A 24463-nucleotide genomic window follows, 5' to 3' on the forward strand; every position below is an offset into this window, starting at 1 on the left:
TTTTTCCCTGGTTGCGTTTTAAAGCGTTCGTCATTCCGGCCGCCTCATCGTCATTGCGAGGAGGTACGACGTGGCAATCTTTCTTACTCGTAGCCATTCTTGCTTTATTTTCCTTTTCCGCCAACGCAAAAATCCTCCTGCCTCAAATTTTATCGAGCAATATGGTTTTGCAGCGCGAAAAACCCATCAATATCTGGGGTTTTGCTTCGCCAGGCGAAAAAGTAGAAGTAAGTTTTGCAGGCCATAAAAAAGAAGCTATTGCCGATAAAAACGGAAATTGGCTAGTGGTTTTAGCACCATTAAAAACAGCTACAAAACCTCAAATAATGACCATTAGTGGCTCAAATAAGATCGAACTCACCAATATTCTGATAGGCGAAGTTTGGGTATGCTCAGGTCAATCCAATATGGAATATGCCATGCGCAAACTGGCCAAAATCCCGAAACTAAAGAATGAAAAACTAGGTTTCCCGTCTGATGAAGTTGCAAAGGCAAAAAACGATCAGATCAGGATTTTCCTGGTTAACCGAAAAACCTTAATTAAACCTGATTCGATTCATAAAAGCTGGGCATTAGCGCAGGATTCAGCTTTACGTGCTTTTTCAGCTGTCGGTTATTTCTTCGCGAAAGAAATTCAGAATAAATTAGGTATTCCTGTCGGGATGATCTCTTCGGCCATTCCAGGGAGTGCAATTGAACCGTGGATTTCAGAAAATGCATTTGCACAGGAAGATTACTTCAAAAACCAAAAAGTAGGAAACGATCCGGGTAAATTTTATCCGACGATGATTGAACCTTTAACACAGTTTAAAATCCGCGGATTTCTTTGGTATCAGGGCGAAACCAATTGTTTTCTGAACGAGAAAATCAGCTATGCTTATAAAATGAAAGTATTAATCAATAGCTGGAGGAAAGCCTGGAAAGAAAACGATCTGCCATTTTACTATGTTCAGATTGCGCCTTTCAATTATTCCAAAACAAAAGGTAAAGTACCTGTTGATGAAAATACAGAACCTGAATTTTGGGAAGCCCAAACACAATTGTTGCGGTTGTCAAATACCGGAATGATATCTACAAATGATTTAACCGATTCCAACGAAGATCTGCACCCAACATACAAGTGGGAAGTGGGAAGAAGATTGGCGCTTTGGGCTTTAGCCGAAACCTATAATCAAAAAAATGATTTCTCTGGACCTGTTTATAAATCAGTGTCATTTAAAAATGGAAAAGCTTTATTGGACTTCGATTATTTAAAAGCAACTTCGCCTAGTTCGATTACCGGTTTTACCATCGCAGGAAATGACGGGAAATTTGTGAATGCTGATGCGATCGTAAAAGATGGAAAGCTTATCGTTTCTTCAAAAGAAGTTGAAAGGCCAATGGCTGTGCGCTATAACTGGACGCAAAACCCTTCAGGAAACTTTTATAGCAATGGTTTACCTGCTTTGCCTTTCCGTACCGATAATCCCTTAATTAAAACTTTTAAAACCAATTAATGAAACGCAGATTTATACTTTTCTGGTGTTTAATAACTATGTTTTGCTCGGTAAAAGCACAGCAAACAGAGAAATTATACCTATCAGGAACCGGAAATGATAATACCGTTAACTGGGATTTCTTCTGTACAGCTGGAGCAAATTCTGGTAAATGGACGACCATTCCAGTACCCTCAAACTGGGAATTACAAGGTTTTGGGAAATATAATTATGGCTTTAACAAAGAGGAAAATAAAGGGAAAGAACAAGGACTTTACAAGTACAAGTTTAAGGTTCCCACCGCCTGGAAAAATAAGGAAATTAATATCGTTTTTGAAGGCTCAATGACCGATACCGAAGTCAAAATTAATGGTCAGTTGGCGGGAGAGATTCACCAGGGTTCATTTTATGTTTTTAAATATGACATTTCCAAACTGATTAAATTTAGCGATGATAATTTACTTGAAGTAAAAGTATTTAAGCATTCTGAAAATCAATCTGTTAATGAAGCTGAACGTAAGGCTGATTTCTGGATCTTCGGTGGTATTTTCAGACCTGTTTATCTCGAATCGCTGCCGCCGCAAAATCATATCGATAGGATTCAGATCGATGCAAGAGCTGATGGCAGTTTAAATGCGCAATTAAATTATACTGGTGATGCAGATAAAGTTGAGGTGGAGCTTTTAGGGAAAGATGGAAAAAGATTCGGTAATAGATTTACCACTCCAATAAAAAAGGGAAGTAAAAGTGTAAAGTTGAATCATCAGTTTTCGGATCCGGCATTATGGTCGTCAGAGTTTCCAAACTTGTACACTGCAAACTTTACCCTGAGTAAAAATGGCAAAGCGGTTCACCAGGTTTCAAAAAAGATTGGTTTTAGAACAGTAGAAGTAAAAGAACGTGATGGCGTATATGTAAACGGAGTGAAGATGAAATTCAAAGGTGTAAACCGCCATTCATTTTACCCATCATCGGGCAGAACAACGAGTAAAAAAATCAGCATTGCCGACGTTTTACTAATGAAAGAAATGAACATGAATGCCGTTCGGATGTCGCATTATCCGCCTGATGTTCATTTTTTGGATGTTTGCGATTCGCTGGGTTTGTTTGTGATGGACGAACTGGCTGGCTGGCACGGCACTTATGATACACCAACCGGAACAAAATTAATGAAAGAAATGATGTTGAATGATGAAAATCATCCATCAATTATATTTTGGGCAAATGGAAATGAGGGTGGGCATAATCGCGAACTCGATCACCTTTTTGCTGAAGAAGATCTTCAAAAAAGACCTTTAATTCATCCATGGGAAGTTTTTGGTGGATTTGAAACCACACACTACAGAGAGTTTAATTACGGAATTGGTAATTACGATCACGGGCACAACATTTTAATGCCTACTGAGTTTCTGCATGGTATGTGGGACGGCGGTCATGGCGCAGGCCTTGAAGATTACTGGAATGCCATGTGGAATAATCCACTTTCTGCTGGTGGTTTCCTTTGGGATTTTGCCGACCAGGCGGTGGTGCGTACGGATAAAAACAGCGAATTAGATACTGACGGAAACCATGGCCCTGACGGAATTGTTGGACCTTACCACGAAAAAGAAGGTAGTTTCTTTACCATTAAAGAAATTTGGAGTCCTGTTTTTGTAGAAAAAAGAGAAATGACAGCAGGCTTTGACGGTTCGTTTACATTAGAAAACCGTTATGCTTTTACCAACCTCAATCAATGTACTTTTGATTGGAAGTTAAAAAAGTTAAAAGCTGGTGATGATGCAGCATTCAAATCTGGCAAAGCCGATGCACCAAACATTAAACCATTCGAAAAAGGAAAATTACAGGTTAATCTTCCATCAGATTGGAGAAGCTTTGATGCTTTATACTTAACTGCCAATGCACCAGATGGTAAGGAATTGTTTACCTGGAGTTTTCCCATTGCATTGCCTAAAGATGAAGCAGAGAAAATTATTGTAAAAACAGGTTCTTCAAAAGTCAATCTGAAAGAAGACGCTAAATTTTACCAGGTATCTGCTAACGGTATTGATCTGACTTTCGACAAAATAACGGGTTTGTTGCAACAGGCCAGGAATGCCAAAGGTGTAATTCCGTTTTCGAACGGTCCGATTTTGCAGAAAGGTGTAAATAACTTTAAAGGTTTTACTCAGAAAATGGATGGCGAGAACTTAGTGATTTCATCTAAATTTGATAAAAAGGAAAGCTGGAATACGCTACAGTGGACGATTTATCCGTCAGGATGGTTAAAAATGGAGGTAAAATATTTCCCATCGGATTACTTTACCACTTTTGTTGGACTTAACTTTTCTTATCCTGAAACAGAAATCAAAGCAGTTGAATATAAAGGAAACGGACCATACCGCGTTTGGAAAAACAGGATTAAAGGCACAGCTTTCGGCATTTGGAAAAAGGATTATAACAATTCGGCAACCGGTGAAGCACCCTGGCAATATCCCGAATTTAAGGGGTATTATTCAAATATGTACTGGTGCGAATTTATTGGCAAACAACAATCATTCAAAGTTGTAACCGATCGGGAAGATGTTTTTTTAAGGTTATTTACACCTAAAAAATCGAAAGATACAGAATATGATAACATGAGTCCGACATTTCCGGATGGTGATATTTCCTTTATGAATGCCATTTCGGCAATTGGTACAAAAACACAAAAACCAGAAACAACAGGACCAATGGGAATGAAGAATATTTATTACGATTTTGATAAAGATCCGGGAAGGGCATTGAATATGACTTTGTATTTTGATTTTTCAGGTAGATAGGTTTAACCGCAAAGAACGCTAAGTTTTTCGCAAAGCAAAATGAAGAATAGCCCGCAGATAACGAGGATTTACGCAGAGGAGAAAATTATTGGTATGCGTAAATCTTCAAAATCAGCGGGAGCAAATAAATAATAACTGAGTTAGTGTAATCAATTATCTGTGTAATCCAATAATCGGTGTAATCAACCGCGAAGCGTAATGAACATTAAAATATACATAGCGATCATCAGCATTTGGTTCCTATCCTTTACAAAGGTGATGGCGCAAGTCTCGTTGCAAAACACCACCTGCGAGATGCTCGAAAATCCGTTGGGCATTGATGTTGTAAAACCTCGCTTCGCCTGGCATATCATTTCTAACGAACGTAATGTACTGCAAACCGCTTATCAAATTTTAGTTTCATCGTCTGCAGAAAAATTAAAGGCGAATGAGGGTGATTTATGGGACTCAGGAAAGGTTAACGAACCAGAATCTATCCATGTAAGCTATAACGGTATGGCATTAAGAAGCCGTATGAAAACCTATTGGAAGGTTAAAGTTTGGACAACCGCTGGTCAAAGTGATTGGTCGGCTAACAACTCTTTTTCCATGGGTTTGCTTTATTACAAAGATTGGCCTAAGGGCTGGATTGGTTTCGACCGGGCTTTCCCATGGGATAATATTAAAACTGATTCACGTTTATCAGCAAGATATTTCAGAAAGGAGTTTCAGAGCATGAAACAAATCAAGTCTGCCACAGCATCTATCATTGGCTTAGGTTTATACGAACTCTACATCAACGGAAAGAAAGTTGGGAAAGATGTATTGTCTCCGTCACCTACAGATTATACTAAAAACGTAAAATATAACACTTACGATGTAACGAGTTACCTTCAGAATGGTAAAAATGCAGTGGGTGCCATACTCGGAAATGGCCGTTTCTTCGCGATGCGCCAAAATGAGAAACCTTATAAAATTAAAACATTTGGTTTTCCGAAAATGCTCATGAACATCAACATTGTTTATACTGACGGAACAACAGTGAATATTGATACCGACGATAGCTGGAAGGGTACAACGGATGGGCCGATCAGAACCAATAACGAATATGATGGAGAAGAATATGATGCTACAAAAGAAGCTTCAGGCTGGAACAGGATAGGTTTTGATGATAGCAAGTGGGCGAAAGCAGAATTTGTACAGGAACCAACCGGAACCATTGAGGCCCAGATGAATGAAAACATGAAAGTGATGAATACCATTAAGCCTGTTTCAATCACCAAACTTTTTGGTGGCCGGTATATTTTGGATATGGGTCAAAACATGGTGGGTTGGTTACAGATCAAGGTAAAAGGCGTAAAGGGCAAACAGATCAAAATGCGTTTTGCAGAATCATTACAAGATAATGGCGAACTTTTTACCGCTAATCTTCGCAATGCAAAATGTACCGATTTATACACCTTAAAGGGAAGTGAATCAGAAACCTGGGAACCAACTTTTGCTTACCGTGGGTTTAGATATGTTGAGCTTTCAGGATATCCTTACCAACCATCAGTAAATGATTTTGTAGGCAAAATGATTTACGATAACATTAAAACAGTTGGAACCTTCGAGACTTCGGATGCGCTGACCAATCAGATTTTCAAAAATGCCTGGTGGGGAATTGCAGGGAGTTACAAGGGGATTCCGGTTGATTGTCCGCAACGCAACGAACGCATGCCTTGGTTAGGCGACAGAGGCGCCGTGGCTTATGGTGAAAGTTTTCTTTTTGATAACGGGCGGTTTTATGCCAAATGGTTGCAGGACATCAGAAACTCGCAAAAGGAAGATGGTGCCATTCCGGATGTTGCACCCGCTTTTTGGCGCTACTACAGCGACAACATGACCTGGCCCGGAGCTATGCTTTTAGTTACTGAAATGTTATACAAGCAAACTGGTGATGTATTGGCCGTACGGGACAACTATCCAGCAATGAAAAAATGGCTGGCTTACATGCAAGACCGTTACATGAAAGATTATATTTTGACCAAAGATAGTTATGGCGATTGGTGTATGCCGCCCATTACCATCGAATTTGGCCGTGGTAAAAGTGCAGATAAAAAGTATCCGTCTGAATTGATTTCGACAGCATATTATTATCATTTCACCCAATTGATGATGCAATTTGCGAAGGTAAGCGGCAACGATGAAGATATAAAAATATATGAGCTTCTGGGATATAATATCAAGGAAGCCTTCAACCAGAAATATTACAACGACAAAGGATATTATGCTTCAAATGCATTAACCGATAACATCATTCCGCTTTACTTCGGGATGGTTCCTCAGAACAAAGTAGATAAAGTTTTTAAGCGCATTACTTACACGGTTGAGGTTACAAACAAAGGGCATTTGAGCAATGGTTTAGTGGGGATTCAGTGGTTAATGCGATGTTTAAACGATTATGGCCGTCCGGATTTGGCCTATACCGTTGCCACCCAAAAAACTTATCCAGGTTGGGGTTACATGGTTGATAACGGCGCAACTACCATTTGGGAACTCTGGAATGGAAATACAGCCGATCCGAAAATGAATTCGCAGAACCACGTGATGATGCTTGGCGATCTACTGATCTGGTATTATGAAAATCTGGCTGGTATAAAATCAGAAAGTGCAGCTTTTAAAAAGATCATCATGAAGCCAGAGATGATCAATGGCTTAAATTCAGTTAATGCCAGTTACAATTCGGTTTATGGTTTGATAAAAAGTAGTTATACCAAAACAGCCGATCAATTTAAGTGGAATGTAACCATACCCGCAAATACAACTGCAATGGTGTGTATTCCTGCAAATAATAAAAATGAGATTTCAGAAAAATTGAAATCCATAAGAGATTTAAAATTTATAAGAATGGAGAATAACAGGGCCGTTTATGAGCTTGGTTCTGGCAATTATGCTTTTGTGGTAGAGCGGAAATAAAAATGAAATAAGTCGTCATTGCTGACGACCTTTTTTTAATAAATAAACATGATGTTAAAAAGAAAAATACACATTACACTGGCCTTTATTTTTGCAGTCTTGACGAGTGCCAATGCGCAGGTAGAGAAATGGCAAAAAGGAATCGTAAAACAAGAGTTTTTATACGATAAGGCACCATTCCCCTCATGTCACTCAGCTACAATAGCAGAAACGCCGACAGGTTTAGTCGCTTCATTTTTTGGCGGCACAAAAGAACGAAACCCTGATGTAGAAATCTACATCAGCCGTTTTGTAGATGGTAAATGGTTAGCACCATTCTCGGTTGCCAATGGCATTCAGCCTGATGCTAAAAGATTACCAACGTGGAATCCGGTTTTATACCAGGTTCCTGGAGGAGATTTGTTACTGTTTTATAAAATCGGACCAAAACCATCTGAGTGGTGGGGCATGATGAAAACTTCAAAAGATGGTGGGAAAACCTGGTCTGATGCCACTAAACTACCCCATGGTTATATTGGCCCTGTAAAAAACAAGCCTGTTTTATTAAGTAATGGAAATCTTTTTGCGCCATCGAGCAAAGAGGGTGATGGCTGGAAAATCCATTTTGAAGTAACAAAAGACAACGGTAAAACCTGGAGAAAAGTTGGCCCGCTTCCTGAAAACGGCATTAAAGCCATTCAACCGAGTATATTACAATATGGAAACGGAAAGTTGCAGCTACTGGCAAGAACTGCCAACCGTGCAATCGTAGAAGCATGGTCAAACGATAACGGTGAAACCTGGTCGGCATTAACCAAAACAACCTTGCCAAATAACAATTCCGGTACAGATGCCGTAACCATGAAAGATGGCCGGCAGGTATTGGTGTATAACCATGTTTTGCCTCCGGGTGATTTAGCAAAAGGTCCCAGAACACCATTAAATGTTTCCGTTTCCAAAGACGGCAAAGAATGGTCTGCAGCTTTAATTTTGGAAGATTCACCGATCAGCCAGTATTCCTATCCGGCTGTTATTCAGACTGCTGATGGCCTGTTACATTTTATTTATACCTGGAGAAGGGAAAAAATAAAACATGTAGTGGTAGATCTATCAAAGTTAAAATTGAAGAAAATTAAAAATGGTATCTGGCCGAAACTAAAAGGTTATACTGCGCCAGTGATTAATGAAACTAAAAATGAGGAGAGTTAGGATGATAAATTTAATTAAAAACGTCATTTCGAGATTTTGGCGATCGTCATTGCGAGGAGGCACGACGCGGCAATCTATCCTGTCAAGAAAGATTGCTTCGGCTGATGAAAAATCAGCACTCGCAATGACGGGCAGGGTGCTTAGATATTTTGCTATATTATTTATTGCCTATATATCGGCTGTAAATAACCTCTCCGCCCAAATCCAAAACACCGATAACCGCTATAAAAAACCACTTCTTGATGTTTTGAACGAGATTCAAACGCGTTTTAAAGTACAAATTAAATATTCAGAACCGCAGGTGAAGGATAAATGGGTAAACTATGCAGGTTGGCGTTTCCGGGCAGATGTAGACGAAACACTTACTAATGTGCTTACGCCTTTGGATATGAAAGTGAACAAAGAAAAGCCTGGTGTTTACAAATTAAAGGAATACGAATATTACCGTTGGGAAGTGCAGGATGGTTGGGCGTACTTAGACCAATTGGCTACAAAATATCATGATCGGGCAAGTTGGGAAAAACGTAAAGCAGAAATTAAGCCCGAACTGTACAAAGCCTTACTGCTGTCGCCGCTACCTGCAAAACCAAATTCAAAACCGATTGTAACGGCAAAAAGAATTTTCGATGGCTATTCGGTAGAGAACATTGCATTAGAAATTTTACCTGGAGTATGGATCAACGGTTCACTATACAAACCATTAAACTTTAAAGGAAAAATTCCTGTTGTACTTAGTCCGGACGGACATTGGGAAAAACAGCGCTACCGGCCCGATTGCCAGATCCGTTGTGCTATGATTGCCAGAATGGGGGCGATGGCCTTTAGTTACGATCTGTTTGCCTGGGGCGAATCGATGTTGCAGTTTAAATACGAAGATCACCGCAGAAGCCTGGCACAGACCGTTCAAGCTTTAGGTGGTATCAGGATTTTGGATTATTTCAGCTCGCTGAAAGAAACAGATATTAACCGGATCGGAATCAGCGGTGGATCGGGTGCCGGAAGTCATTCTATTTTGATGACCGCTATGGACGACCGGATTAAATTAAGTGCGCCGGTAGTGGCGATGTCATCTTACTTTTATGGCGGTTGTCCATGCGAAAGCGGGATGCCCATTCATCAATGTGGAGGTGGGACCGATAACGTAGAGTTAGCGGCTATGGCAGCTCCACGTCCGCAATTATTGGTGTCAGATGGTAGCGATTGGACGGCACATACACCTGAACACGATTTCCCTTACCTGCAAAAAATGTACAGTTATTATGGTGCTAAAGATAAGGTCGAGAATGTTCACCTTCCTGATGAGAAGCACGATTTTGGGATCAATAAGCGTATTGCATTATACGATTTTCTAATCAAAAACTTCAAGTTAAATGCTGTTGCCGTTAAAGGTAAAACCGGTAAATACGATGAAAGTAAAGTAACCATCGAAAAAGAAAATGCCTTATATGTTTTTGGTGATAAGGGCGAAAAACTACCTAAAAATGCGGTAATGGGCTTCGAAAACCTGGAGAAATTATTCCCATTAAGTACAAGCAAATAATTGGATATGCAACATCAAAATAGAAGATCTTTTATTGGTAGCATAGCCTTGTTAACAGGTGGTTTAATGGTTCCAGATCAATTGCTTTTAGCTACAGAGAAAAAGAATCGTTTTAAAGTTGCCGTCATTGATCTAATGATCTTGAAGCGTCAGAAAATCAGTGCTTTGCCGCTTGCAAAAGAAATCGGTGCTGACGGATTGGAAATTGATATGGGTAGCTTGGGCGATCGGGAAACCTTCGACAATAAACTAGCCGATCCAAAAATCAGACAGGAGTACCTGGATAAGGCAAAAGAGCTAAACCTCGAAATCTGTTCCTTAGCGATGACTGGTTTTTATGCGCAATCATTTGCCAAACGACCAACTTATCAGAAAATGATTCAGGACTGTTTAGATACCGCTAAAGCAATGAATATTAAAGTGGTCTTTCTTCCATTGGGTATTCAAGGCGATTTAACTAAAAATCCAGAACTGCGCGAACCTATTGTAGAAAGGTTAAAAGTTGCTGGAAAAATGGCTGCCAAAGCCAGAATTACAATTGGAATCGAAAGTGCTTTAGATGCAAAAGGGGAATTACAGTTATTAAAAGATGTTGGCTCTAAATATGTTAAAAGCTACTTCAATTTCTCTAATGCGATAAAAAATGGTAGAGATTTACATCAAGAACTCAGGATTTTAGGAAAGAAAAACATCATTCAAATCCATGCAACCAATGAAGACGGAGTTTGGTTACAAAACGATCTGAAAATTAATCTCCATAAAGTAAAAGAAACACTTGATGATATGGGCTGGAGTGGTTGGCTGGTTGTAGAAAGAAGCCGCGATGCCAAACAACCTACAAACGTAAAATATAATTTCGCAGCCAATACCAGCTACCTGAAATCAATTTTTCAAAACAATGCATCGTCATTGCAATGACGACCTTTTTTTGGAGTCTGTCATTGATAGGTACGGAGGATCTTTTGATTGAAAGATTCTTCACTACGTTCAGAATAACAATTAAAGGTTTTCTTGCCCTTCACGCAGTCTTGCCTCGGCTACCGATGAAAAATCGGTACAGGTTCACCGCCGCCGAGTGGCTCTTTCTTTTGGGCCAAGCCAAAAGAAACAAACCTGAGCGCAGCGAAAGCATGCCTGCCTTAAAAAACAGCAACAACAAGGCATAACTGAAAGGCTTGCATCCGTTTTTTATGTGTTCATATTGTTTTTATAGGTATAAAAGATTGCTGCGCAATTCCTTGTAAAAAGCTACGGAAATCTTAATTGCGGCAGCATCGAGGCTCTTAGCCTTGCTTATTCCACCGCTCCCGCTTTGATCCTGCCTTAGGCTGTGGGGTATGAGGGGAAACTGCAAAGATTTCCATGCTTTTTCCGGCGGAAATCTGCCAGGCCGGATAGCAGGGTGCAGATAGCATAGTGCAGCGGATTTATCGCGTTGTTTCAATCTTGATCAATTCATCCTCCTTGTATTTTCCTCCGGTTTTTTGTCATCCTGAGCGCAGCGAAGGATCTTTTAGTTACCGTTATTTTGATCGACCCGTTATTCGACTGTAGATGTTTCAAAAGAACTCGTTCGGAGGAGTAATCTATCAAGCTATTCTCGTTGTCGTATTTCTGATTTACAGTTCAGACATTGCGGTCGATAGTTCAGACATTGCGGTCGATAGTTCATACGTTGCGGTCGATAGTTCAGACGTTGCGGTTCGATGGTTCAGAGGTTGCAGTCGTTAGTTCAGAGGTTGCAGTCGTTAGTTCAGAGGTTGCGGTCGATGGTTCAGACATTGCGGTCGACAGTTCAGAGGTCGCAGTCGTTAGTTCAGAGGTCGCAGTCGTTAGTTCAGACGTTGCAATCGTTAGTTCAGACGTTGCGGTCGATGGTTCAGACATTGCGGTCGACAGTTCAGACGTTGCGGTCGACAGTTCAGAGGTCGCAGTCGTTAGTTCAGAGGTTGCAGTCGTTAGTTCAGAGGTTGCAGTCGTTAGTTCAGAGGTTGCAGTCGTTAGTTCAGACGTTGCAATCGTTAGTTCAGACGTTGCGGTCGATGGTTCAGACGTTGCGGTCGACAGTTTAGGCGTTGCAATGAGCCGTTTTACGGTTAAGCATTGCATAAAAGAGAAACAGTAAGCCGTTTTGGGATCTGTTAAAGTGGAATGAGGAAGTAAATTAGGGATGATTTTTTAGGGTATTATCGGTGTTTTAGGTCAGGGTTCGGAACGGGATACCCGAAATCTGTTTGTATTGGGGGCTGGTTGAGCCAAAAACAGATTTTGCATAATTTTTCACATCCTGCGCCAAGGCAACAATACCGGTTTCTGTATCGTACAGCGCGTTATTGCGGTTAATGCGCAGGCTGCTCAACTGCGAGCTGTTGGCTACCACATCGCGGTTTTTCTGCAATAAATCGTTATATAAACTGGTGAGGCTGGCCAGCTGCAAATCTACCTCGTTAGGTGCATACTGCGGTATGGTGGCTAACAGTTTAATCTGTTTATCGAGCGTATCGAGCAGGTTATCGTAACTCTGTTGCGAGGCCGAAACCTGGTTAACCACCGTACCGCTGGCGGCCAGGTTATTTTTTTCTTCGGCTGTGAGTTTGGCCGTTGCCCTTTGGCCCTGTATTTTGCGGTGGTGGCTTACGGCATTATCCAATACCTGTTGGGCTACACTGTTGGCCTTAACGGCGCTCAGCACGCGGGTACTCAACTTTTTTAAGGGTGCAAAAGCCAGATCGCGCAGGGCTATGGCATTGCTGTTTTTAGCGGCAGCATCGTGCACCTGCTCGTTAATGGTTTTGGCTGCGGTGGCTTTCTCGGTTAAACTGCTCAGCTGGATGTTGGCATTGCTGGGGTTGTACACGGCACCATAACCGGTTAAATAACTTAAGAGGGTTTCGAAATTGGCTACGTTCTTGGCGTGGCCGGTCTCATTCGTTTTAGACATAAAATGTAGTTTTAAAAAGTAAATAAAATAGATTAATTGGCATTAAGTTAATATTATTTTCTTTACAACTAAAAGGAGTGGAGATTTTTTTTTTGAGAGGAACTGGCAGAAATAGCAAAGATTGATTGATTTTCTTTGTGTAAATAGATTATTATACTTCTAATTAAGTATGTAAACTTTTATGAAAGGAAGCTTGAAAAGTGAGACATTTATTGATACTTTTACTGATCTGGTTAATATCTTATGAGTAAATTAAAAGTTGCTGAGAGTCTGATAGATGAAGCCTCATCTGTTTATTTAGAAGAAATAATTAGAAAAGTTGAAAGGCGATTAAAATCGGCTCCTAAAGATTTAATGCGATCAGACTTGGGGTTACTAAATGTGTGGGAAGAATTTTGTTATCAGTTGCAAACAGAAAGGTTTGATTCTTTCAATATATTAGAAAGTTTTATATACCAAGAAATTTCTAAAATATTAGATGAACAGGAGGAGTATCGTTTAAAGGTGCTTAGCTATCAGTTTTTGGAAAATGGTACAAGTGTGCCAATTTACATGGAAGGCTTATCAGGGCTTATTTATGAACAGTTGCTCAAAAAAGGAACAGATTATTTTAATAAAAGATTAGAAAAAGTAATTTATTAATCGAATTATTTTAATAAAAATAAGGAGCTCTTATCTTGACTGAAAAATATACTCGAAAAGAAATTATCGACAGCCAGCTGCTAAAAGCAGGTTGGAATATCCATGATCGCACTCAAGTTATAGAAGAGTTTTTAATTTCTACATCTACAGAAGATCACCACATTATTAACGAACCAGTAATTAAATATAGGGCTGAGTTTAGTGATTATGTTTTACTTGGAAAGGATGGTAAACCATTAGCGGTAATAGAAGCTAAGAAATCTATTGTGGATGCCGCTATTGGTAGAGAGCAAGCAAAGCAGTATTGTTATCATTTACAAAAACAGTCTGGAGGTGAATTGCCATTTTGTTTTTATACGAATGGTCATGAAATATACTTTTGGGATTTAGACAACTATCCTCCAAAAAGAGTTTATGGTTTTCCGACTCGTGATGATCTAGAGCGTTATGCTTATCTAAGAAAACATCGTAAAAGTTTATCACAAGAATTTATTAATATTAAAATTGCAGGGCGAGAGTATCAAATTCGTGCAATTCGTTCCGTAATGGAATCTTTAGAGAAAAAACGTTCTAAGTTTCTTCTTATTATGGCGACGGGCACAGGTAAGACCCGAACTGTGATTGCTCTTATTGATGCTCTAATGCGAGGCGGTTGGATAGAAAAGGTATTGTTTTTGGTGGATAGAATTGCTTTACAAGGGCAAGCTTTAGATGATTTTAAAGAATATTTACCAAATGAGCCGCGTTGGCCGCAATATCAAGAAACTAATTTTGCTACGGATAGAAGAATATATGTTTCTACCTATCCCACGATCTTGAATGTGATACGAAATGAAAACACCAAAATAAGTCCGCATTTTTTTGATTTAATTATAGTTGACGAGAGCCATCGAAGTATTTACAATACCTATCAAGAAATATTGCAATATTTCAATACCATTACTTTGGGCTTGACTGCCACACCAACCGATGTGATTGACCACAATACGTTTGAGATTTTTGATTGTGAAGATGGCTTACCTACGTTTGCTTATTCGTATGAAGAAGCTGTGAATCACATACCGCCTTATCTCTGCGATTTTCAGGTAATGAAAATTAAAACCAAGTTTCAAGTAGAAGGAATTAATAAGAGAACCATTTCTCTAGAAGACCAAAAGAAGTTGATTTTGGAAGGAAAGGAAGTAGCAGAAATCAATTATGAAGGAACCGAACTAGAAAAAAAAGTAATCAATAAAGGTACCAATACACTCATTGTTCGTGAATTTATGGAGGAATCCATTAAAGACCACAATGGTGTATTGCCCGGTAAAACTATTTTCTTTTGTATCAGCAAAGCACACGCAAGGCGTATAGAAGAAATATTTAATTCGCTTTATCCCGAATATGCTGGAGAGTTAGCAAAAGTGATTGTCTCCGATGACCCTCGTGTATATGGTAAAGGGGGATTGCTGGACCAATTCAAAAATCAAGATTTACCCAGAATAGCTATCAGCGTAGATATGTTGGATACAGGTATTGATGTACGAGAAATTACAAATTTAGTGTTTGCCAAACCTGTCTATTCGTATACCAAATTTTGGCAAATGATAGGAAGAGGCACTCGTTTGCTAGAACCTACCAAAATAAAGCCTTGGTGTACCGAAAAAGAAAGTTTTTTGATTTTGGATTGTTGGGATAATTTTGAGTATTTCAAACTTAATCCTAAAGGAAAAAATCCTACTACTCAAGTTCCTTTACCCGTACGATTGTTTGGCTTGTATGTAGATAAGTTAGCGATAGGCTTAGAATTGGCCGATACTGAGATAGTAGAACCGACCTTAAATAAAGTCAAAAAAGCGATTGCTGATTTACCCTTGCAATCTATCGTGATACGGGACGCGATTACTTTGGTAGAGCGAGTAAAAGAGGATTCCTTTTATAACGAATTGACCCCCGGCGGCTTGGGATTTTTGCAAGAGACGATTCGTCCTCTGTTCCGCACCATTAGCGGAATAGATTTTAAAGCCATGCGTTTTGAAAAAGACATCGTGGAAATTTCTATTGCACACTGGCAAGAAGATAAAAAGAAGTTTGAAGCCTTAAAAAATGCCATTGTCGAAGAGATTTCAGAATTGCCTTTAAGCGTCAATACTGTTGCCAAACATAAAGACTTGATACAACAAGCACAAACAGATTATTACTGGAATACCATCACAGAAAAGAAATTATCAAATTTGGTGGAGCAATTAGCTCCTTTGATGATATATCGTGAAGGTACAATGAGGATGCTTCCTGCTAAATACAATTTTGTAGATGTACTTTTAGAAAAAGAAAGGGTAGTTTTTGGCCCACAACAAGAAGCCGTAAGCATAGAACGCTATAAGGAAATGGTGGAAGAAAAGATAAAAATACTTCTTAGTGATTTGCCAGTTCTGCAAAAAATAAAAAACAATGAGCCAATCTCCGAAATAGAAATTGAAGAAGTGACTTGGCTGCTATCGCACGAAAGTCCGCACATTACGGTGGATTTGCTCAGAAAAGTATACAATAATAGAAATGCTGCTTTGGTACAATTTATTAAACATATTTTGGGAATCGAGATTTTAGAAGATTTCCCCACGACCATCACCAAAGCTTTTGATACTTTCATTGCCAATCAATCAGATTTAAGTGTAAAACAGTTGGATTTTTTAAGACTTTTGCAAACTTTTCTGATAGAAAAGGGACGTGTAGAACGCAAAGATTTAATCTCAGCGCCCTTTACCCGAATTCATCCCAATGGAATCCGTGGGGTTTTTGACGGGAAAAGGATGGAAGAGATATTACAATTTATAAATGCTTTAGCGGCATAATTTTTAAAAATGGATAATCAAGAAATTAAAAGTAAAGTAAACGAGCTCTGGGATAAATTTTGGTCAGGTGGATTAAGTAATCCAATCGATGCCATACAACAAATCACGTATTTGTTGTTTATGAAGCAACTAGATGAGAATGACCAAAAACGACAAGGAGATGCCACATTTTTAGAAATAGAATACAAGTCAATATTTGAGGGTAAATTTTTCTTGCCTGGTGAGGAAGAAGACAAAGGCATTGCAAAAGAAGAACTGCGTTGGAAAAACTTTTCCCGCAAACCTTCAGATGAAATGTATCAATTAATGCAAACCCGTATCTTTCCTTTTATCAAAACATTGGGCGAAACTGATTCCCCTTTTGCCAAGCACATGGACAATGCGGTCTTCATCATACCCAAGCCCAGTTTACTAACAGAAGCGGTAAAAAAGATAAATGAAATATACGATGTTTTACATGCACAAGACCGCTTTGTAGATGCTCAGGGAGATATTTATGAATACCTTTTACAACAGCTCAGTACCGCAGGTAAAAATGGACAATTCCGTACACCTACGCATATTATAGAGATGTTGGTAGAATTGGTAAAACCACAATTAGGTAATAAAATCGCAGATCCAGCTTGCGGTACAGCCGGTTTTTTATTGGCGGCTTACCAATATATCTTAACACAATTTACCTCTGCAGAACACCAAGTATTAGACAACTATGGTTTCACTCGTGGTACTTTAGCGGACCGATTGGTAGATGATACCTCCAAAGAAGTGTTGAACAAAAAGACCTTTTATGGGTTTGACATCGACCAAAATATGATTCGTATAGGTTTAATGAACCTGATGATGCATGGTATTGAGCATCCCAATATTGACTATACCGATACGCTGAGCAAGTTTTACAATGAAGATAACGAATACCACGTGGTGCTTGCCAATCCGCCATTTACAGGAAGTTTAGATAAAGCCGAAATCAACGAAAGTTTTACTACAGATACCAAAAAGACGGAACTCTTGTTTTTGGAACGCATCTACAAAATGCTTCGCATGGGAGGTACGGCAGGTGTGATTATTCCGCAAGGTGTGTTGTTTGGCTCTGGCAAAGCTTTTCAAAATGTGCGTAGTATCTTGATGGACAAATGTGAATTGAAAGCAGTGGTCAATATGCCTTCGGGGGTGTTCAAGCCCTATGCAGGAGTGGCTACAGCAATATTGATATTTACCAAAGGTGGCGAAACGGAGCGTGTATGGTTCTATGATATGGAGCAAGATGGCAAAACTTTGGACGACAAACGCAATGACCGTTTTGATAGAGAAGGCAATCGTGATTTTGGCGATATTCATAAAATTATAGAACATTACAACAAACGTGAACAAGAAAACCCAACCGACCGCACCAAGCGTTATTTTTATGTGCCCAAGCAAGAATTGGTAGACAAAGGCTACGATTTGAGTTTTAATCGCTACCGCAAAGACGTGTACGAAGATATAATACATCGACCTACGACAGATATTATGTCAGATTTAAAACAGAAGCAAGCTACCATTGCAACTTTGATTGATGAACTTGAAAAAATGTTGTAATGGAATATAAAAAACTAGACAATATATTTCTCGAAATTAGGAATGGAGCTAATATAAAACAATCATCTAATAAAACAGGGAAGCCGATTACTCGAATAGAAACTATAGTTCATAATAAAATTGATTTAACTAGAGTTGGGTATGCTGATATTTTTAGTGATAAATACGAAGATTTTTATCTAAAAAATGGCGATATATTGATGTCACATATCAATAGTGTAACCCATTTAGGAAAAGTTGCTGTTGTTGAAAATATTGATACTGATATCATACACGGAATGAATTTATTAGTTTTAAAAAGTGATAAATCTAAAGTTTTCCCTAAGTATTCATATTATTATTTTCTCACTAATAAATTCAGAAAACAACTAATTCCTATTACTAAAAAATCAGTAAATCAGGCTAGTTTCAACATCTCTGATCTAAAAGAAATCCAAATCCCGCTCCCATCCTACGAAAATCAACTTCGTATTGTTAAGCTATTAGAAAAAATAGAAGCTACCATTTCCGAACGAAAAAACGGCATTGATTTATTGGATGAATTGGTAAAGGCTACATTTTATCAAATGTTTGGTGATCCAGTGAGAAATGAAAAAGGATGGAGGAAAGATGAAGTTGGAAAATATGCAGATTCAATGGTGCCAGGAAGGGATAAACCAAAATCATTTACAGGCGATATTCCTTGGGTAACCACTGATAAATTAACCAACTTAGGACATCTAGACAAGAATAGAATTTCACTTTTTTTATCATTAGATGAAATACAGCAGGCAAAATCAAAAATTATTCCATCAGGAAGCATTTTAATGACTTGTGTTGGGGATTTAGGAATTGTTTCTGTTACAGATTTTCCTAGTGTAGCTAATCAACAATTACATTCATATCAGTGTAAAACTGAACTGAACAATGTTTTTACTATGTACTGTTTGAGTTTATCAAAGTCACATATGTATAGAATGGCATCAACTACTACAGTTCCGTATATGAATAAAACTGTGTGTAATACTATACCTATTATCCTTCCTCCAATCGCACTTCAAAACCAATTTGCAGACATTGCTCAAAAAATAGAAACCATTAAATCAGAGCAAGAAGCTCATTTAAAGGGTTTTGAAGAATTATATAACTCGGTAAGCCAAAAAGTTTTTGAGGGAGATATAGATCTTTCCAAAGTGCCTTTTGATGATAGTTTGCTACCCAACCCTATTGAAGTTCCTACTAATAAAGAACCCATAGATAAATTCGATGTTTTTGAAAAAAAAGAAGTATCTAAAAAAGGGGTTGAGAAAGTAAGATCTAAAAACAACATCAAAGGATTAGAATTTGGTTTCGAAGCCTTAAGACACTTGGAAAGTTGGGAGCAGTATAGCTTTAAAGAAATTGCAGATAGTATCATTAAATATTTTAGTAGGCATTATTTTAATTCAGAAATGATATTAAATTTTCTAGATAAAGAATTAGATATACAAGTAAACTATTACAGTTCTGCAGAGCAAAAGAAAAATCCGCAGTACGAAAATGCTGATGATTTTTACCGCTTTATTTCAACTGCTCTTACTAGAGAAAACTATTTTTTGCAGTTAGAACAAGTATTTTATAACGCAGAAACAGAGAATATCCCGGATATTAGTTTTACTGAAAAGGATTTAGAAAGCCTCAGTAAAAAAGATAAAAAAGAACGCTCTGGCATTTATTTCCATGTAAAAGATGAAACTACTACGCCTTAAAATATTAGGAGAAGACTTTCGTAGTTTGCCTGCAAATGTGGATTACGAATTTAATGTCGCTTCGGAAGACAGTAAATTATCTACCAAAGTATTTGCTGGTTTAAATGGTAGTGGAAAATCTAATTTTCTAGAACTTTTAGCAGAGATTTTTTACTATTTAGAAAGAACAAAGCTTCAAGATACCCCAAGGTCCTATGTCGAAAATAAAAATTTTGGTTTTGAGATAGAATATATTTTACCCAAAAAAGAAAACAATTTTTATACGATTTATAAAAATAAATCCAAAGAAGATGTAATCAATCTAGACTTGCCTATTGAGCAAGATATTCATGTGAGTATCAAAAAGGATTTAGAAGGTTTTTTGGAAATGTCTTATTCTTTAGCGGGAGAAGATAAGTTTACTGTAATAGATGATGATTTTGGACAATTTTTACCTTCAAAAATTATTGCTTACACTTCGGGACAAAATGAGTTGTTGAGCAATCCATTTACTCGTTTGCGGTATCATTACTTTACAGAAATGGTCAATAGTGAAAATAAAAGTTCTAATCGCCGTTTATATTTTTTAGATACCGAAAGTAACTACAGCATTTTTATAGCCAATATGCTCTTGGGCAAAACGGCACCATTACAATATCTGAAAAGCATTTTTCGTATAGAAGATTTGTATTCGTTCCGCATTACGTTTAATTATAAGCACAATACCCGAGAAGCATTAAAAATTTTAGAAGAAAAGAAAGCCTTATGGAATCCTCTAAAAGCTTGTGCAACTACCTGGAGAGATGATACAAATTCGAAATGTTTGGTATTGGACTTTATGATTAATGAAGCTACTCATCAAGCGTTTCATCATTATTACAAAACAGCTTTTAAATTATTTCAAGCATTTTACGAATTGCAAAGCTTGAATCTTTTAATCGAAAAGCAAGCGACTCGAAAATTTGTAACTAATGCTCACAAAACCATCAATATCACCGATGAATTATCCAAGCCTGATCCTTCGGATTTGATATTTAGAATCGAAAAAATCAGGATAAAAAGGCAAAAATCTGACGACAATAAAAAAGATACTCTATACTACAAATCGTTTTCGGATGGTGAGCATCAGTTAAACGAAGTCATCGGCTCTGTGATGATGATGGAAGAAGATGGTTGCTTATTTTTAATGGATGAACCAGATACCCATTTCAATCCAAAATGGCGTGCTAAAATGGTCACTATGCTCAATAAGGTTTCCGGAAAAGAATATGATTCACATGGAAATCCTGAAAACATACACCAACAAGAATTGATTATGACTACACATTCACCTTTTATTATCAGCGATAATCATAAAGAAAATGTGTATAAGTTTGTAAGAAACGGTAAGACTTTAAAGTTGGAAAATCCTAAGCATGAGACTTATGGCACTTCTATTACTTTTTTAATGAAGCAGATTTTTGATCGAGATATCACTATATCTGACTATGCCAATAATGAGCTGAAAGAATTGAAAAAAGAAATACGAAACATCTCTCAATCCGATTTATTGGAAGAAAAAATTGATGAAGTGGAAGAACGTTTAATGGACTTTGGAGAAAGCATAGAAAAATTTGATTTGTATAACTATTTAAGCCAAGTGAAGAAGAAATAATGTTATACACATACGTAGATATAGATCACCCAATCAAACAATTGCAAGATAATATTTGCTATTATTTTGAGCGTCTGTTTGCTGTTGAACCAGTCCCTTACGATATCAATATAGTGCTTCAAGCAGATTTTATAACCTTAATAGATTCTTCAAACAAGTTTAAAGACTATTTAAAGGACATCGCGGAAAAATATATTGTGCTACCTAACGGAGAAAAGGATATCGTAAAAAAAGCCTATTCAAATCATCTCAACATTGAAAATCTGTGTAATGATACTACAATAGAAGTGCTAAAATATACGGACATAGTTAATGAGGATTTTCGAATGCTACTAAAGGAATTTTTAACGTGGCTTTGGGACAAGTATGATGATTTACCTCAGGCATTGAGAAATGAATATAAAGATGTTCAAGATCATTTTAACGAGTTCAAGAAAGTTCAAAAAGGCAAAGTTTGTCCCTTTTGTGGCATCAGTAGTCTAAAGCCAAAAACTGATAGAAAAAGAAGAAATGCTTACGATCATTACATTCCAAAGGCAAAGTATCCTTTCGTTTCTATCAATTTCAAGAATTTATTTCCAGCTTGTCATGACTGCAATTCTGATGAAAAAAAAGAATATGATACGCCGTTAAAAAATAGTATAAGACAAAAAGTTATTTTTCCTTTCGATAATGCTTATTCTATTGATGAATTGAGCATTAGTATTGCACCTGAAGAAACATTTAATTCTGTAAATTTAGGAACATTATTGAATGATATAGATTGGAAGATTTTATTTACGCTAGCCAATGGGAATATTGATTGCTATTATGTTTGGGACGATATTTTCAAAATTAAAACCAGATATAAAGAATATATTTTAGATTTTGAAGATACTTGGTTTTCTGATTTTGTTTTGAAGAAGTTCAATGAAAATGTAGTAACAGATGTCTTGAGCTTTGAAAAATACAAAAGTGGATTGCTTAATGATTCTAAAAGTTTGATGATAAAAGATCCACTGGCGATATTGAAATATATTTATTTCTCTTTCATTTTTGCTCTCCCGGATATTGAAAATAAGCTGTTACAAGTAAGTAATTTCTCATTAGGAACTTGATACCAAAGACAGAAATCGAAACGAATTTTCTTCTCTAAATTAATTGGCGTTTTTTCTATTTATCCGCTAACTTAGAAAAATCTAGTAATTCATCAACACTTACGTCTAACGCTTTTGCCAAATTTACTAAAATATAAGCAGTTGGATTAGCTCCTTGCTTTTCGTATCTGTTTATGAACTGTTTGTCTTTTCCATCAAGAATAGCAGCTAGTTCAGTTTGTTCTAATTTTTTAGTAACTCTAAGTTGTAGTATTCGTTTGCCTAGGTTTTTCCTAAAGGTTTTAACTTCGTCATTCATATCGCAAACTCACGAAATAATACAGATTTTGGTCAACAAATTTGTTTACTATTAATATTTTATTTATATTCGAATATTATAATTAGGTACTAATAAAAGTCTTGCAACCACAGAATCTGACGCCGTTGAAGCAAGACAGCAGATTAATGCCCATATCTATGCGTAGATGTATATATTTGTACATCGAAATAGATGTGGGACTGCTGTAAATCCATTTCAACGTAAGGCGTCAGAAACTTTGATGTGGTTATGGTAAGCAGTCCCACATTTATTATTTAGGGACTTTGCTTCCCAGCAAGACTCGTAAAACCATACGAGTATGATGACTAAACCAATTACAATTACAGGGAAACCACTTTCGCAGTTTTACAAACTGCCTTTCGAAAAAGGTAGCAGGGTGTTAAGGTTAGCGGTGCTGGATCAGATCGCTATCGATCCGATAGTTATCGGATTGCATAGCACATTCAACGTTGGTAAAAAGCCTGATCTGCCAGTTATACAATCGCTTTCTTTTGATCAGGGTTTGTTGATCGTTCATGTTAAATTGGGAGGGGAAGAAGCAAGGGGTTACATCGCGGTAGAATACGATCATTTATTGGTGAGCTGTAGTGTTGATACTGATGAAACCTACCTCGGGCGTTATGCTTACCTTACTTTGCGTGCCATGATGCGGAGTGGTTACTGCGATTTTCAGGAATATTACTGGCCGACATGTTTTGCTTTGGGTAACAAACGGTCGAAATATGTAGATGTGGTTAAAAAACCTGGCGGTTTTACCATTACATTGAAGAAAAGGTTTAACGGTTTGTTCAGGCCTGGTGATGATTTCCCGGATGTTACGGAACGGGCGGTAGTACCGCGTGAAAGGCTATTGGATAAACACGGCATGGCGCGGTTGGCACCGGTTAGCATTGGCTATTGCTTTGCCAATACCGATCTGCTTAATTTCCACACCAACCATTATCCTTTTTTAATTCCTTATGTTTTTGCGGCCACGGCTTACCTAAAAACGGTAAAATCTTTTAAACGTTTTGTGTTTAATGCGAACGATGTGGATGGCATTAGCCTATCGCCACAACAGGAGGAGCTGAACGGCATTTGCTTCGCGATGAAAGAGTTAGCGGCCATACGCTTCAGTGCAAATGGCAACCTGCCCGAGGTCGCGGCTAAAACTAATGCGGTTAATGATGCCAACCAGCTCGCCCTGTTTAAGTTATGGAACAAGGCTTTGCCATTATTGATGCAACAGCGTTTTACACATTACTTCTATAGTTATGGCCTGCGCAATGTTACCGGCAAACCTGTAATGCGGGATATGAAATTGGTTGATTTTACGATGGATGTGCCTGTTTTAAGTTTCGTATTAAAAGATGAGGGCGATTATTACGAACTGCAGCTGAAGCTTAAGGTAAAAGGGAAAAGTCTGCATTTTAATACCGATAAGCCTGGCTTATTTTTAGTTTGCGATAGGGGTAGGCCGTATTTGTGGTATTTGCTTGAGGCTGAAATGGATTATAAACTAGTTTGGTTTTTTAGTAAGGTAAATTTTAGGGTGCAGGTGCCGAAAGGGTATTATAAGGATTTTTTTGAGGGGTATGTTGAGGGGGTAGAACGGTGGTATGAGGTGAAGAGGGGGTAATGGGGTGTGTGTTTGGGATTGAGCAACTTGTAAGTTTTTCTTACAAGTTGGACAGGAGCACCCGATAAGATAAAAGCCGTTAATATTGCGCTTATAGATTTCTCCATTCCGCTGCGCTACAGTCGAAATGACGTTTAAT

At 37.9% G+C, this 24463-nt stretch carries 15 protein-coding genes; 13 read left to right on the forward strand and 2 right to left on the reverse strand.

Features of this window, described 5'->3' with window-relative positions; genetic code table 11:
- Nucleotides 1-161 precede the first annotated feature (161 nt).
- From BCL90_RS14170 to BCL90_RS14195, 6 genes are all read left to right on the forward strand, one after another.
- A complete protein-coding gene (locus BCL90_RS14170) occupies nucleotides 162-1496 on the forward strand; it encodes a sialate O-acetylesterase (RefSeq protein WP_121284666.1) in 1335 nt (444 codons plus the stop codon).
- Nucleotides 1496-4273, forward strand: a complete 2778-nt coding sequence (locus BCL90_RS14175; RefSeq protein WP_121284667.1) for a glycoside hydrolase family 2 protein — start codon at nucleotides 1496-1498, stop codon at nucleotides 4271-4273. The genes BCL90_RS14170 and BCL90_RS14175 overlap by 1 nt, the downstream gene beginning before the upstream one ends.
- Nucleotides 4274-4471: 198 nt before the next feature.
- Nucleotides 4472-7210 carry an alpha-L-rhamnosidase gene (locus BCL90_RS14180; protein ID WP_166792208.1) on the forward strand — a complete coding sequence of 913 codons (2739 nt, stop codon included), beginning with the start codon at nucleotides 4472-4474 and terminating at the stop codon, nucleotides 7208-7210.
- A gap of 48 nt (nucleotides 7211-7258) precedes the next feature.
- The gene (locus BCL90_RS14185; protein WP_244095083.1) at nucleotides 7259-8398 is read left to right on the forward strand and encodes a sialidase family protein; all 1140 of its coding nucleotides are present in this window, start codon (nucleotides 7259-7261) and stop codon (nucleotides 8396-8398) included.
- Between the two features lies 1 nt (nucleotide 8399).
- Nucleotides 8400-9938, forward strand: coding sequence for an acetylxylan esterase (locus tag BCL90_RS14190; RefSeq protein WP_244095084.1), 1539 nt, complete (start codon nucleotides 8400-8402; stop codon nucleotides 9936-9938).
- A gap of 6 nt (nucleotides 9939-9944) precedes the next feature.
- Nucleotides 9945-10856, forward strand: coding sequence for a sugar phosphate isomerase/epimerase family protein (locus BCL90_RS14195; protein ID WP_121284669.1), 912 nt, complete (start codon nucleotides 9945-9947; stop codon nucleotides 10854-10856).
- Nucleotides 10857-12135: 1279 nt separating this feature from the next.
- Here BCL90_RS14195 and BCL90_RS14215 read toward each other — a convergent pair.
- On the reverse strand, nucleotides 12136-12879 hold the full coding sequence (locus tag BCL90_RS14215; protein ID WP_121284673.1) for a hypothetical protein: 744 nt from the start codon (nucleotides 12877-12879) through the stop codon (nucleotides 12136-12138).
- 243 nt (nucleotides 12880-13122) lie between these two features.
- Here BCL90_RS14215 and BCL90_RS14220 point away from each other — a divergent pair, with 243 nt between their 5' ends.
- Genes BCL90_RS14220 through BCL90_RS14245 form a run of 6 tightly spaced genes read left to right on the forward strand, consistent with a single transcriptional unit; the run spans nucleotide 13123 to nucleotide 22387 of the window.
- On the forward strand, nucleotides 13123-13521 hold the full coding sequence (locus tag BCL90_RS14220) for a hypothetical protein (protein WP_121284674.1): 399 nt from the start codon (nucleotides 13123-13125) through the stop codon (nucleotides 13519-13521).
- Nucleotides 13522-13556: 35 nt separating this feature from the next.
- Nucleotides 13557-16352 carry a type I restriction endonuclease subunit R gene (locus BCL90_RS14225; protein ID WP_121284675.1) on the forward strand — a complete coding sequence of 932 codons (2796 nt, stop codon included), beginning with the start codon at nucleotides 13557-13559 and terminating at the stop codon, nucleotides 16350-16352.
- Between the two features lie 9 nt (nucleotides 16353-16361).
- Nucleotides 16362-17930 carry a type I restriction-modification system subunit M gene (locus BCL90_RS14230; RefSeq protein WP_121284676.1) on the forward strand — a complete coding sequence of 523 codons (1569 nt, stop codon included), beginning with the start codon at nucleotides 16362-16364 and terminating at the stop codon, nucleotides 17928-17930.
- Nucleotides 17930-19657 (forward strand): restriction endonuclease subunit S, encoded by a 1728-nt coding sequence (locus BCL90_RS14235; RefSeq protein WP_121284677.1) that lies wholly within the window; start codon nucleotides 17930-17932, stop codon nucleotides 19655-19657. The genes BCL90_RS14230 and BCL90_RS14235 overlap by 1 nt, the downstream gene beginning before the upstream one ends.
- Nucleotides 19638-21290: a restriction system-associated AAA family ATPase gene (locus tag BCL90_RS14240; RefSeq protein ID WP_121284678.1), complete on the forward strand. Its 1653-nt coding sequence runs from the start codon at nucleotides 19638-19640 to the stop codon at nucleotides 21288-21290. The genes BCL90_RS14235 and BCL90_RS14240 overlap by 20 nt, the downstream gene beginning before the upstream one ends.
- Nucleotides 21290-22387, forward strand: coding sequence for an HNH endonuclease (locus BCL90_RS14245; protein ID WP_121284679.1), 1098 nt, complete (start codon nucleotides 21290-21292; stop codon nucleotides 22385-22387). The genes BCL90_RS14240 and BCL90_RS14245 overlap by 1 nt, the downstream gene beginning before the upstream one ends.
- Nucleotides 22388-22442: 55 nt before the next feature.
- Here the strand turns inward: BCL90_RS14245 and BCL90_RS14250 are convergent, their stop codons facing one another.
- Complete coding sequence (locus BCL90_RS14250; protein WP_121284680.1) at nucleotides 22443-22685, reverse strand: helix-turn-helix domain-containing protein; 243 nt, start codon at nucleotides 22683-22685, stop codon at nucleotides 22443-22445.
- Nucleotides 22686-23004: 319 nt separating this feature from the next.
- Here BCL90_RS14250 and BCL90_RS14255 point away from each other — a divergent pair, with 319 nt between their 5' ends.
- A complete protein-coding gene (locus BCL90_RS14255) occupies nucleotides 23005-24324 on the forward strand; it encodes a hypothetical protein (RefSeq protein WP_134380648.1) in 1320 nt (439 codons plus the stop codon).
- Nucleotides 24325-24463: the final 139 nt, after the last annotated feature.

The organism is Pedobacter alluvionis (genome assembly GCF_003664035.1).
Classification (GTDB): Bacteria; Bacteroidota; Bacteroidia; order Sphingobacteriales; family Sphingobacteriaceae; genus Pedobacter; species Pedobacter alluvionis.